Source organism: uncultured Chloroflexus sp. (genome assembly GCF_937951745.1).
Lineage (GTDB): Bacteria > Chloroflexota > Chloroflexia > Chloroflexales > Chloroflexaceae > Chloroflexus.
This window is the reverse complement of sequence record NZ_CALFBQ010000016.1, coordinates 1-13,450: the sequence shown is the minus strand read 5'-3', so window position 1 is coordinate 13,450 and position 13,450 is coordinate 1. Positions and strand designations below refer to the sequence as shown.

General features: G+C 57.6%; 10 protein-coding genes. 3 read left to right on the top strand and 7 right to left on the bottom strand.

All coding sequences use genetic code 11. The features are described from left to right. Positions 1-99 precede the first annotated feature (99 nt). Together Q1A59_RS05045 and Q1A59_RS05040 are read right to left on the bottom strand one after the other, a co-directional pair. Positions 100-1,233 (bottom strand): hypothetical protein, encoded by a 1,134-nt coding sequence (locus tag Q1A59_RS05045; RefSeq protein WP_298401237.1) that lies wholly within the window; start codon positions 1,231-1,233, stop codon positions 100-102. A gap of 187 nt (positions 1,234-1,420) precedes the next feature. Further along, positions 1,421-2,551: a L,D-transpeptidase gene (locus Q1A59_RS05040; protein ID WP_298401240.1), complete on the bottom strand. Its 1,131-nt coding sequence runs from the start codon at positions 2,549-2,551 to the stop codon at positions 1,421-1,423. A gap of 154 nt (positions 2,552-2,705) precedes the next feature. Between Q1A59_RS05040 and Q1A59_RS05035 the strand changes: the two genes are divergently transcribed. Then, positions 2,706-3,605 (top strand): NADH:flavin oxidoreductase, encoded by a 900-nt coding sequence (locus tag Q1A59_RS05035; RefSeq protein WP_298401243.1) that lies wholly within the window; start codon positions 2,706-2,708, stop codon positions 3,603-3,605. Here Q1A59_RS05035 and Q1A59_RS05030 read toward each other — a convergent pair. From Q1A59_RS05030 to Q1A59_RS05015, 4 genes are all read right to left on the bottom strand, one after another. Then, positions 3,592-4,761, bottom strand: coding sequence for a sodium ion-translocating decarboxylase subunit beta (locus Q1A59_RS05030; RefSeq protein WP_298401246.1), 1,170 nt, complete (start codon positions 4,759-4,761; stop codon positions 3,592-3,594). The genes Q1A59_RS05035 and Q1A59_RS05030 overlap by 14 nt on opposite strands. After that, the gene (locus Q1A59_RS05025; RefSeq protein ID WP_298401249.1) at positions 4,761-5,168 is read right to left on the bottom strand and encodes a biotin/lipoyl-containing protein; all 408 of its coding nucleotides are present in this window, start codon (positions 5,166-5,168) and stop codon (positions 4,761-4,763) included. The genes Q1A59_RS05030 and Q1A59_RS05025 overlap by 1 nt, the downstream gene beginning before the upstream one ends. 87 nt (positions 5,169-5,255) lie before the next feature. Then, complete coding sequence (locus Q1A59_RS05020; RefSeq protein WP_298401251.1) at positions 5,256-5,618, bottom strand: OadG family protein; 363 nt, start codon at positions 5,616-5,618, stop codon at positions 5,256-5,258. A gap of 24 nt (positions 5,619-5,642) precedes the next feature. Further along, the gene (locus Q1A59_RS05015; protein WP_299644177.1) at positions 5,643-7,226 is read right to left on the bottom strand and encodes an acyl-CoA carboxylase subunit beta; all 1,584 of its coding nucleotides are present in this window, start codon (positions 7,224-7,226) and stop codon (positions 5,643-5,645) included. Between the two features lie 205 nt (positions 7,227-7,431). Here Q1A59_RS05015 and Q1A59_RS05010 point away from each other — a divergent pair, with 205 nt between their 5' ends. Both Q1A59_RS05010 and Q1A59_RS05005 read left to right on the top strand, forming a co-directional pair. Next, positions 7,432-8,655: an MFS transporter gene (locus Q1A59_RS05010; RefSeq protein ID WP_298401256.1), complete on the top strand. Its 1,224-nt coding sequence runs from the start codon at positions 7,432-7,434 to the stop codon at positions 8,653-8,655. A gap of 147 nt (positions 8,656-8,802) precedes the next feature. Beyond that, complete coding sequence (locus Q1A59_RS05005) at positions 8,803-8,997, top strand: hypothetical protein (RefSeq protein ID WP_299644173.1); 195 nt, start codon at positions 8,803-8,805, stop codon at positions 8,995-8,997. A gap of 303 nt (positions 8,998-9,300) precedes the next feature. Here the strand turns inward: Q1A59_RS05005 and Q1A59_RS05000 are convergent, their stop codons facing one another. Then, positions 9,301-13,026 carry a right-handed parallel beta-helix repeat-containing protein gene (locus tag Q1A59_RS05000; protein ID WP_299644171.1) on the bottom strand — a complete coding sequence of 1,242 codons (3,726 nt, stop codon included), beginning with the start codon at positions 13,024-13,026 and terminating at the stop codon, positions 9,301-9,303. Positions 13,027-13,450: the final 424 nt, after the last annotated feature.

Genomic DNA, 13,450 nt, shown 5'->3' with positions numbered 1-13,450 from the left:
TCTCTCGCGGTATCGCTTATCGGGTAACCGTCTACCACTGCCCATAAGTATACCCGAAATAGCTACGACTTGAAGTAAAAATTTTAGGTAGGAACGTAGTCAGGCTATTACTTCAACACAACTGCGCGGCAGCCAAATCGCTTCGCCGCTGTTCAGCAGTACTTCGGCTGCTGCAGTACGCACTCCCGAAGGCAAGCGTTGGGGCAAGGCCGGCAAACTGCGCACAACGCCGGTTTGGCCGAGATGGTCATGATCGAGCAGGCGCACAAGCGCGCCGATGCGTAGCGGCGGTCGTGGCGGTTCAAGCGATGCTGCACTACTGCGTGATAGCGGGATGATCACTCGCGGGCGGCGATGGGGTTGGCGCAGGCTGGTGTTGCTCTCGATAAAGACTTCACGGCGGTCGTTGTTGGCGAGCAATTCAAACAGCGGCGCTGCCATAGGCGCATTGCCGATGCCTTCCGTCAGCACGATGGTCAGCGGTGCGGCAATGTTGCCTAACCATTGCCAATTGCGCACGCCGATAGGCCATGGTACACGTTTGGCCCACTGAAAGAACGCACGCAGTTCGCGTTCGGCAATGCTGCCGATGACAATCCCGCGCACCTGATGCTCAACCGCTTTTCTGAGTGCAGCCGCGCTGATCCCGCTGCCGCCGATAATGATGGCGAACATGCTCTGGGCGTCAATCATCTGCTCAGTGATCGGTTCGCTCGGATCGAGCGTGAGCAAGCGGGTGACGCCGTTGCAATCGCTGCCAAATCCGCCGGCGCCGTACAGTTGCGCAGCAGGCGTTTCAATCACAATCCGCCGATTGTCAATAATCTCCATCACAATGCCGCGGATGCCGGCGGTAAGTGTTATCTGGCGCGGTTCAGGTACAATAAACGCATAGCCAGTGGCCGGATCAACTGCGCGTAATGTGCCATTGACCGGGCTTAGCACGCGGCGGCCAAACAGGCCGCCGCGCCGGGCCAGCACGGCGCCGGCATTGATCGGTTGGCCGATCGGCGCTACAACCGCTCGCGTCGCCTGCGCTGGCGGCAGGTTGAGCGCGCGGGCGAGATTGATGATGTGCGGCGCACTGACCACTACTCCGCGCGCAATAACATCATCTGGCTCGACGCGCCCGCCTTGCCTGACTTGTATCTCGCCGGGTTGCGGTAGGGTGCGTTCGACGCGGGCCAGCGCGCTTTTGATGAGTGGAGGAACGCCATCGGGTACGTACAGCATAGTGGATGTGCCTGTGCGTGACGGTATTCATTGCACCATTATAGCACGGAATAATTCGAGACTGTTGTCTCGCCGGTGAGCTTTGCCTCATTGCGATGCGGATGCGCCAGCGAGAGCGCGGCGGGCGCAGCGAGAAGAGTTGCGCTGCGCTGTCGAAACGGGGATGTCGTGGAGTGACTTCCACTGCTCAATAAATCTGTACCGGTACGCCGAGATCGGCCCATTCATACAACCATTGGGCGTCATCAATCCGCAAATTAATGCACCCATGCGACATACGCGCTCCGCTGCCGTGGGCATTGTGCCAATAGGTGCCGTGTAAAGCGACACCGCCGACCACGTATTGCACCCATGGAACGTTCGGAACATACCAGCACTCGCTGCCGAGGCAACCGGTCATCGTCTGTTCGGGTAAGCGGTAGTAGATTGCGAAAGCGCCGCGCGGCGTGTTAAAGCCATCACGTCCGGTTGCGACCGGTGCCGTGAAAACGAGTAACCGGTCTTCGTAGGCCAAGAGTTGCTGGCGGGCCAGATCGACTTCGATCCGGCGCTCCCATAGCGCCGGACTCCAATCAACTGCTCCGGGCAGGCGCGCAACGGGCGCGGTATTGATGCCGAGCAGGTTGGCCAATTGGCGGCCTACGTCGTCGATCGCCACTTCGTGCAGCGCATCGAGATCGAAACCATAAATAGCCTGTTGCTGGCGGAGAAAGGACGAGAGGGCATCGGGCCGGTAACGCAAGCGAGCGCGCTCGAAATATTGGATAACGCTGCCATCGCTAGTGTGTTCGGCACTGATCGGGAAGCCAAAGATCGGCAACCCGCCCCACCGTTCCCAAAACTCAAGAAACTCGCCGCTCAGGGTATAACCGGTTTCAGGGAAGAAAGCACCGGCTACGCCAGCGGGTTCCGGTGGCAGTGCGATTGGTTGGCGTTCAAGCCATTCTTGCCCGATCAGACCGAGTTGGACTTGCAGCGGTGTGCCGGCATATTCGGGATGATACTCAAAGCGAGCGCGCTCGAAATATTGCACGATCCGGCCATCGATCACCAATTCTTCGCTGATTGGCATGCCAAAGGTGTGCAGTTGGCCGTTGGCGCGCCAGAAATCGAGAAAACCAACCCGATTGGAGAGGTGATGGCCGGTGGCCGGGAAGTAGACGGTGCGCACGATCGGCAACCGGTTGAACTGGGCAATAGGGCGAGCCGCCGCCGTGGTATTCCAGTAGAGCCACGTACCGAACAATAAGAGTCCGCTGCCCAGCATCAAGAGCACATAGCGCAGACGAGCGGATGGCAAATCATCGATGGGTGACATACAGGTCTCAAGAACTAGGCAGCGACATAATGCATAGGCGCATGATACCGTCATTATAGCAAACGCCGTCAAGATTCCGCTTTGCGCAGCGCCTTGCAGAAGAGTGAACTCTCTGGCTATACTACGGTAAGTAAGGTTGCAATGCGAGCGTGGTATGGCAGATCTCTTTACACCGCTACAAGTGGCCGGCCGGCGACTGGCAAATCGGATTGTGATGGCGCCGGCACCGAGTGGGCTAGCCGGGCGCGATGGATTCTGTCATGCTGCGCTCGTGAGCTATTACGAGCGACGGGCGCGGGCCGGGGTTGGTCTCATCGTCACTGAGCCGCTATTTATCTGTGAACCGGGTGAAGCGGCAGCGCACCTCGGCATTTGGCACGATGGCTTTTTACCCGGTTTACGCCGACTCTCGGCGGCGGCGCATGCCTTTGGCAGCCGGATCGTCTTTTTACTGGAAGTGCCGGCGGTTGGCGTGCCGGCAGCAAGTTTGGTTGAGCTGTACCTTCAAGCGACATGGCGCGCATTAGCTGCCGGCGCTGATGGGGTCTTCCTCTCGATTGCCGACGATGGCGGGCTGGCGCAACTCGTCTCGCCGCTCCATACGTTGAGCAATGGCGGCGCTGCCAGCGATCGGATCCAACCGGTACTCGCCATTATTGAGCACATACGCCAGCGCTTTGGCCGGCGGCTGTGGGTTGGTCTGCGCATGCCGGCGGCTGAATTGATCCCCGGCGGGTTGAGCCATCAAGACGCGCGCCTGATTGCGCGGCGGGCCGTCGCCGCCGGATCGCAGATCCTCGATTTGACGGTCACTCGTTACACACCTGATGTGGCCCGGTTTCCGGGGTGGACAATCCCATTGATTGCGGGCATTCGCCGGATCGCCAGCGAGGCGGTGGTGATCGGTTCCGGCCAACTCAGCGATCCGCTGCTAGCCGATGCAGTCATTCAAGATGGGAGCATCGATCTGGTGATGCTCTGCACCGCGTTACGGGTGATGCCGGAATGGCCACAGATAGCGCGCCGGATTCTCTTTCCGGTTAGCGTAGAATGACCAACAGGACGCCAGCAGCGACGGCGGAGCCGATCACGCCGGCCACATTCGGGCACATCGCTTGCCAGATCAAAAAGTTCTGATTATCTTCCTCTTGGGCGATCGAATGGGCAACGCGGGCTGCCATTGGCACGGCCGATACGCCAGCCGCGCCGATCAGCGGATTGATCTTGTTTTTGGTAAAAAGATTATAGAACTTGGCAAACAAGACGCCACCGGCTGTTGAGATTGCAAAGGCTAATGCACCAAGCGCGAAAATAGCAATCGAGCGTGGGGTGAGGAAGTTGCTGGCTTGTGTGCTCGCACCAACCGTCAGGCCAAGCATAATCGTCACGCTATCGATCAAGGCGCTGCGGGCAGTTTTCGCCAATCGCTCGGTAACGCCGCTCTCTTTAAGCAGGTTGCCGAAGAAGAGCATGCCAAGCAGCGGCAAGGTATCGGGTACGATCAGAACACAGACAATCAGACCGATAATCGGGAAGAGAATGCGCTGCGTGCGGTTGATCTCGGCGGGTGGTGGCATCCGAATGAGGCGCTCTTCGCGGGTGGTGAGTAAGCGCATGATTGGCGGTTGAATCACCGGCACCAATGCCATGTACGAGTAAGCTGACACAGCCACGGCACCGAGTAGATCGGGTGCTAACCGTGACGTGATAAAGATGGCGGTTGGGCCGTCGGCGCCGCCGATGATACCAATTGAGGCTGCTGCACGCAACAAACGGAGTGGGTCATCGGCGCTAGCCAGATCAAGAAACGGTAATCTTGCACCAAAAAAGATCGCTGCAAGCAGCGTGAAAAAGATACCGACTTGAGCCGCTGCACCGAGCAAGATCAGACGCGGCTGCGCGATTAATGCCGAAAAGTCGGTCATTGCACCGATACCGAGGAAGATCAGCGGTGGAAAAATACCGGCTACCACGCCAAAGTAGATATAATTAAGCACGCTCCCCTGATCGTAAACGCCTTGCCCCATGCCCGGCTCGAACGGCATATTCCCGAGGATGATGCCAAATCCAATCGGGACGAGCAGCAATGGCTCGAAGCCGCGAGCGATTGCAAGATAAACGAACACACATCCGACGATGATCATGAGCACGTTGCCCCATGCCAGATGGGCCAACCCGCTCGCTTCAAAGAAGCCGATCAGCCATTCCATCAGGCAAACTCCAGTAATGGTTGGCCTTGCCGCACCGAATCGCCGACCTTAACGTTGATCGCGCGAATCGTGCCGGCTACCGGCGAACTGACATTCGAGTTCATCTTCATCGCTTCGATCACGACCAGCGGATCGTTCTCTTTAACGTGATCGCCAACGTTGACCTTGATTTCAGCCACAATTCCGGCGATAGGCGACACCAGTACGCCCGGCCCGGTTGGGTGAGCGTTCGGGGACGAGGCGGCTGGAGTGGGGGCCGGTGCTGAACTCGGCGGCGTCGATGCTCTCGGCGGCGGTAAGGCATTGATACTGGTTGGCGCGTTGAGCATGGGATCGTCATCGTCGGCTAAGACCTCGACTTCGACTTCGTAACTGACACCATTGACAGTAATACGCAGGCGTTTCATAGCGACTCCGGTTTGTTGATGCTGGGGACGCTGTGCCGCAGCGCCCCTATCGGTTACGGAGACGACGGGCCGTTGCGTGGTGACGGGTTAGCGGCGCAGTTGGTGGGAAGCCATAATGCTCACCCGGCCTAGTCGCGTCCACATTGTTGAAGGTTGGCGATAGTAGCGCACGCGCAGCACCCGCACCGGTTTGTGCAACGTTGCGACAGCGGCTGCCGTCAACACAGCAACCAGTTGGGGGTCAAGGTGATCGGCGGTCGCCGGTTGTGAAGTTGAGGTGGCCGGCACCGATGTTGGCGGCGCAACCGTCTTAGACTGGAACAGACGTTGGCTGGCGCTCAGCGCGCCAAGCGCCATAGCGACGATCGCCAGTACGATAAAGACAATACTCACCCCTGTGATTGTAATTTGCAGACCGACAATGAATGGATCGGCAGTCGGATCAATCATGCAGCCTCCCTACATCGCTACTCCTTACATTGGCACCAATCCATGCTTCTTCTGTGGGCGGAACTCGCGCTTGGTACGAAGGGATGCAAGTGCGAGGCTGAGGTAGCGCCGAGTTTCGCTCGGCGCAATGATGCTATCGATCAGGTTGCGGGACGCGCCAACGTAGGGTGACGCGAATTCAGCCCGATAGAGACGCAAAAATTCGGCGCGGGCGGCAGCCGGGTCTTCCGCTTGCTTAATCTGCTCACGGAAGATAATATTGACCGCGCCTTCCGGCCCCATCACCGCGATCTCGCTGCTCGGCCACGCTGCCACGCGATCAGCGCCGAGGTCTTTGCCGCACATCGCCAGATACGCGCCGCCGTAGGCTTTACGCAAGATGATCGTGATCTTTGGTGAAGTAGTCGCCGAATAGGCAAACAGCATCTTCGCGCCGTGACGGATAATGCCGCCGCGTTCTTGGGCGACGCCGGGCAAGAAGCCGGGGACATCAACGAACGTGATCAAGGGAATATTGAAGGCATTGCAAAACCGTACAAAGCGCGCAATCTTGTCAGAAGCGTCAATATCGAGGACGCCGGCCATCACCATCGGTTGGTTGGCGACAATCCCTACGGTGTTGCCGTCAATGCGGGCAAAGCCGATCACGGCGTTATCAGCGAAGCCGTGCTGAATTTCAAGAAAATCACCGTCATCGACCAGCCGCTTAATGATCGGAATAACATCGTATGGTTCACGCGGGTCATCGGGAATGATGGTATCGAGCGCCGGATCGGAAAAAAAGCGCAATTCACCATCACCGCGTTCCGGCGGATCTTCGAGATTATTCGACGGCAAGAAGCTGAGCAACCGCTTGCAGATAGCGATCGCTTCTTGATCATTCTCGGCGATAAAATGCGCAACGCCGCTGCGCACTTGCGCTTCCGGCCCGCCCAGCTCTTCACCGGTCACGTGCTCGCCGGTCACTTGTTTGAGCACCTCAGGGCCGGTGATGAACATCTCGCTGCCGCGCACCATAATGATGAAATCCATCAGGGCTGGTGAATAAGCAGCGCCGCCAGCGCAGGGGCCGGCGATAATCGCGATTTGTGGCACCACGCCTGACAGCAAAACGTTGCGATAAAAGATGCGCCCATAGCCGCTCAGTGCGTCAATACCCTCTTGAATGCGGGCGCCGCCACTGTCATTGATGGTAATGAACGGCGAACCACACTTCAGCGCGAGATCCATCGTTTGGCAAATCTTATCGGCATGCATCTCGCCAACCGATCCACCGGCAACGGTAAAATCCTGTGCCGCCACAAACACTTGCCGGCCATCAACAGTGCCACAGCCGGTAACGACACCTTCACCGGGCATCTCTTTGTCGGCCATGCCGAAGGCAGTGCAGCGATGACGGGCAAAGAGGTAAAGTTCCTGAAATGTATCGGGGTCAATCAGCAGGTGAACTCGTTCGCGGGCAGTCAGTTTGCCTGCCTGATGCTGGCGAGCGATCCGGTCGGGGCCGCCGCCCTGTTCGAGCCGGTGGCGCTGCTGGCGGAGAGCCTCGATCCGGGCGCGTATGGTTAACGGGGCGGTAGCGGATGATTCCGTATCGCGCTGAGCCATAGTCGTCCCTCCCTGTGAATGAACGGTCGTGCTCGCTCGCGGTATCATCACACGCAGAGCGGCGTTGTGGGTAGTGGGTGGATCGATTGATAGATCGTTTCGGGTATTGACAGATGTTAGTATAGCACGTGCAATAGTTGCGTGCAGTAAAATAGGGTCATTCTTTTGCAACCGTACATTGTCGTTTGGTTTACGGAGTAAACGCATGACAACCATCCCCACTCAACCGGCTCGTCCGTGGCCGGTCATCCTTTGGCTGGCGCTAGCAGTGTTGTTGGCAAAAGGCACATGGTTTTCCGCTTCAGCAGTAATGCCGGTATTAACCGCCGAATGGAGGTTAGACGATACGGGGCGGGCGTGGTTGACGATGTCGGTTCAATTGGGCTTTGCAGTGGGCGCATGTGCTTCAGCGATGCTGGGGTTAGCCGATCGCTGGCCCACCCATTGGTTTTTTGCCGGGGCGACGGCACTCGCGGCCCTCTGCACAGCGTTGATTGCGTTGTTTGCCGAGGGGCCGGCGCTGGCGTTGCCGTTGCGGTTTCTGACCGGCGTAGCGCTAGCGGGGGTGTATCCGGTCGGCATGAAGATCATGGCAACGTGGACACAGCGCGGGCGGGGGTTAGCGATTGGGGTGTTAGTCGGCGCGCTAACGATCGGTTCGGCTTCGCCGCACTTGCTCAATGTGTTAGGCGGAGTTGGCGATTGGCGGCGCACGCTGCTGTTGGCCGCCGGATTAGCAGCATTGGGCGGTGTGATGGTGGCGGCGGTGGTGCGGGAAGGGCCATTGCGGGTGGCTGCGCCGCGCTTTAGCTGGTCTCAGGTGGTTGACGTGGTGCGCGAGCGGCCCGTGTTGTTAGCGAATCTCGGTTATCTCGGCCACATGTGGGAATTGTATGCGGTGTGGGCATGGTTGCCGCTCTTCCTGTTGGCCAGCTTCGAGGTAAGTGGCGTGGCGGCGCATTGGGCTGGCTTTGCAGCCTTTGCCGCAATTGCTATGGGCGGTCTCGGTAGTGTGCTGGCCGGCGCGCTCGCCGACCGGCTGGGGCGCACCACGATAACGATTGCGGCGATGGTCATCAGTGGCGGATGCGCGCTGGTGATTGGCTTGGCGTTTGGTGGCAATCCGTGGCTAGTTACTGCCATTGCCCTGCTCTGGGGCTTGACCGTCGTTGCTGATTCGGCCCAATTCTCGGCGGCGGTGAGCGAACTCTCACCCGCCGGACGCACCGGTACTGCTTTGACCTTGCAAACCAGTTTGGGTTTTCTGCTGACCCTGATCCCGATCTGGCTGGTGCCGCCAATGGTGGCGCTGGTAGGTTGGCGGTGGGCGTTTGCCGGGTTGGCAATTGGTCCGGCGATTGGGATCTGGGCGATGGCGACCCTCAGGCGCTCGCCGGCAGCGGCGCGCTTGGCCGGCGGGAGAGGGTGAGTAGGAAGTAGCGGTACGTGTGCTACGATGGGGTAAGTGTGTCCGAATAGGTGTTGCAGTGAGACGGCAGGACTGATGACAACAAAGAAGAGGCTGCGATGGCGGTACTGGTGGCATATTAGTTGGCCCTTCTGCTGGTTTTTGGCTTTGACCATTCTCTGGACGTGGCCGTTGGCGATGCGGATGACAACCGTCTTGCTCGGCAGCCGGGCTGATCCATTGTTGCAGACGTGGATTCTGGCGTGGGATAGCCACGCACTGTTGCACCATCCGGCGCGCATCTGGGATGCGCCGATCTCTTTGAAATTCTCGGCGCAGAAGCGGGCACCGAGCGGCCGGTGATGCTGGCGCGCGGGACATTACCGGTATCTGCGGCGGGAGCGGTGGACGTAACGATCGCCACGCGCCAGCCGTAGGCGGCGTGGCTGAGCCAATCACGGGCTGCGGTGGATGGCCGGTAGATCGCTTACGTGATGCTCAGTCCTGACACTGATGGTATTCCAATTGCTCAATTTCAGGTGTGCAACGGTGAGGTTGTAACCGCGCAACCGGTGCCGCTGCCGTTGACAATCTTGCGGTGAAGCTACTCTCTTGTCAACCGGTAACGGGGGGCAAACCGAAGGCGTGCCCCCCGCTCCACCAAGATTACCGTTGGATCATCGGTACAAAGACCTGTCGTGGCGGAACGCCAATGGTAAGGCTGGTGGTGTACGGCGCTGCCAGCGTATTGTTGGCTATATCCTTCACCCCGGTGGTGACTGTCACGCGATAAGTGCCATTGCTCAAGGTTTCGCGCGGCATAATAGTGATCTGGTTGCTGGATGGCGTATACGAAACCCTGATCGGTACTTCGGTGCCATTGGCGCGCAAGAGCTTCACTGTGCCGGTCGTCACCGTCGTGCCATCGAGCGCCTCTGATGCGCCGAGCATAATGGCCGGCGCGAAGACGGGGCCAACGGTATCGGTATAGACCGGCGTCGTGCCGGCAACCAATCCGCTCGCATTGTTGGCTGGACTGCTCCAGAGGATGGTGGGCCGGGTAGTGTCGCCGCTAGCGTTGATGGTGATCGTGACTTGCGCGACGCGGCTAGCCACGCTGCCGCTGCGTACCCGGAAGGTAAAGGCATCGGCGCCAGCTACGTTTGCTCCCGGCGTGTAGGTGAGGTTCGGCGGGGCGCCGGTGAGGGTGCCGTGGCTTGGCTGATCGACGATCTCGTAGATCAACCCGCTCGCGCCGAAGCCGCTGAGCGTGATCGTCCGTGCCGTTTGGTAGTTGGTGGTCACGGCTTGTGGCACGGCGACCAAGGGATTCACGATATTGATCCACGTGTTGGTGGGTGTCTCTTCGCGTGCACTGGGGAAATAGACCGTTGCCTGCTGGACAACCACTGTTCCGGTGGTCAGATCGCTGCGCAGCCGCACCGTCATCGTTACCGAACCGGTCGAACCGATTTGGCCGTTTGGTGCTAGTTCGCCGATGTCCCACACCATCAGCCGTTGGTCGGGGTAAAAGGTTGCATTGCTGCCAAGTTGCAGCGTTGCCGGATCGAAGACCGGTGCGAGCTGCGCGCTGACAAAGACGCCATACGCGCGCCCGCTACCCATATTCTCATAGTCAATCGTGTAGCTCATCCACTGGCCGGGCACAACATCGCCGGCAAGACCGCGGATCTCGTTCGGGTCGTGGGCTTGGCCGATCAATTCTGGCCGGCAGTGCCCGCCGTTGGCGACATTGCCGCAACCGACGCCGGGAATGCAGCACTGGTCGAACGCGCAGGTAACGAATTGCGGCACGTTGCTGTAACAGCCATTGTAGCAGCGCCATACGGTATAGCTTGGCACGTCGAGCCAAGCATAGATGTTGTACCATGCAGCGTCACAGGTGATCTGATCCTGCTCGCAATCGTATTCGGTTGAACCGCCGGCGCATTTGCTGGCGCACTCGACGACGTCCATCATTTCACTAAGGATGGGGTAGATCTTCTCTACCTTTTTTATTTCGCTGAGAATATTTGCGGCACAGTTTGCTGTATCATCGACGGCGCCCGTTTCGAAAGCTTTGTAGCAACTAACCGCCGTGAAACCTGCCTCGATGATCGTTGACACCTTCCCGATCAGATTCTTGACAACCGCTTGGGTAAGGCAATTATTCGCGCAACAACCAAGGCCGCACGGACTTATCAAGGTTCCCGGTTGGGGGGCGTGGTTTGCGCTATCCCAACTTCCCCACATCCATTGTTCATCGGTAGCGCGATACCATTCGTACCCGCCGGCACCATCGGTGACTGTAAAGCGACCGGGGGCGAAGGTACTGGCGACTGCCTTGCTACCGTCGTAGGAGAGTAATTGGATGCGCCGGCTGGAACCGTCGAGCAAGATGGCTTGGGTATAGGTTTTGCCATTGTTGAGTGTAACGCGATCAGCTCGTATCCAGCGGAAGCTGTCAGCAGTGGCGGCGGTGAATAAGTTATTGAGCTGGCTAACGCTGGCGACGACACTGTCCCATTGGCTGCGGGTGAGCGATTGCTGCGCAGTGACGATCCTCGGGACGTATGAGAGATAAGGGGCCGGATCAAGCTTATCGTTGAGGTAATTCGTGCCGATCAGAAATGTTGCCGTATTATCAGCTTGCATATTGGGGATGCCCCAATCGTACTGCACGCGCACCCAGTGCTCGCCTTGCGTGCCGGGGGCAAGATCGCCGAGTTTCCAAAAGACTTGCTGGCGTTCCGGCCAATAGATGCCGCCGGCGCTGCTCTCGACATATGTGGCGAGGTACGGCAGGCGCACTAGCAACACTGCGTTTTGCACGGTCAAGTTTGTGCCATTTTCGTGCGTCACCCGGTAGTCAACCTGCTCGCCAGAGCTGACAGTGGTGGGGCCACTGGTGTTGAGTATCACGTAGGTGGGAGTAGGAATTGTTTGCTCGACCGTGCGGGTATCATTCCACGGGTAAAAAAGGACGCCATCGCTGACCAGATTGCCTTGACCGCTAGGATTGATGGTGGTATGGCGTGGGCCGCTGGCGTGCCCCCACCAGTTATAGCGGGCCAACACCGTTGCGGAGTCTTGATTCAGCACACCATATTCGCTACTGTTTTCGATCAAATTGTTAGTCAAAACAATCGTACTCGGTTGGTTTTGCACCATTACGCCGACCCGATTGCCAGTAAAGAGATTACGGCTAATCTCGTGCCGGCCAGTGCTGTTCGTGATGTACAGGCCAAAACGGTAGGCGCTGATGGTCGAATTGCGCAAGGTAAGATTACCGCTACCTAATTTGCTCAGACCAGCATTGTAAAAATCACCTGCATATTCGATGGTAGCGTACTCAAGGATTGCCGAACCAGCTTGTTGCACCTGAATGCCCTGCCAAGCCCCAGCCTCCCTATTGACGCCGGTGAACACAATCGGCTGCGTCGCAGTGCCGGCAGCGTTGAGCGCACCTTCAACAAACATCTTCTTGTAGTCGGCAAACTCCAAGCGTGTTCCCGGCGAAATGGTCAAGGTTGCGCCGGCTAGCACTGTAAAAGAATTCAAGACACGCACCTTGGCGCCGGTTGGCCCCAGCGTGAGGGTACGGCTCAAATCACCGCCGTTGATGCCAATATCGGCCAACCCATTGCCGGTGAAAGTATGACTCGTGTAAGTAAGCGGCATATTGATGGTATCTTGGTAGATGCCATATTCTGTGTTGTTCTGAAACGTACAACCGGTCAGCGTGATGGCACCGATTGGGCTTGTGTTGCCCACATTGTAAACCGCAAGACCCCAGCGATTGTTCGCGAAGGTTACTTGTTCAAGCACAGTCGTACCGGTTCGGTTGAAGAGGCGTAGTCCTTCGCCGGATGATTGGCGAATTGTCACATTGCGCAGAGTCAGATTAGCGGCGCCATCGGCATAGACGCTGCCGTAACCGCCGCCGTATTCAATCACAGCCTGCTCGATCTCGGCCGTGCCAGTGCCGCTCACGTCCAACTCGCGCCACCAGCCGGCTTCAGCGGTGCTGCCGGTAAAGGTGATGGGTTGGGCAGCGGTACCGATCGCGCGCAAGGTGCCTTGCCAAACACTGACACTGCCATTTTGGGAGAACACTACCCGCACCCCCGGTTCTATGGTTAGAGTAGCGTTGTTATCAATGCTCAGTGAGGCGACATAATACGGACTGTTGGCCAACGTCCATGTGGTGTCAGTGGTAATGTTGTAGCTATTGGCGAGAGTTGCCGGCGGTATATCGATTAATACTCGCAGTGCGCTGCCTGCTTGATAGTCCGGCACCGGTTGCGCCGTTGCAATCCCGGCTGACAGGCCGATCACGAGCCACAAACAGATGATCCCGCGCCAAAGCCGTTGTAGAGAGGGGCTAAACATGGCAGTGCTCCTTGTGATAATGGGGCGAAAAGGGGATCCTGCTTGACGCCTTGGGAAAGAGTGAGGCAATGCGGTTTGGTAGCGATACGGTACTCTATGCGCTATAAGGATTGGCCAGCGAGGGGAGATGCTGGAAGCGCGTTAGCAACCGGCAAGCCGGCGAGGCGCGGTCTCGTGAAGAGAGGGCATCATAGATAGTGTTAATGGACAAGTTAAATATTAGCCTTATTTTGTCATAAAAATTTGTATTGATAATAAAAAATTGTCAAATCATATTGAAAGTTTGACAACAATGTTTTTAATGGTTAATGAATTGTAAAATGTGAAAATTAGAACTCAAATAAGAAGTTTAACTTATACAAATCACATACATAATCTTAACCCATTGCTTATAAATGATGCATTGAATCGATACAAAAATTTT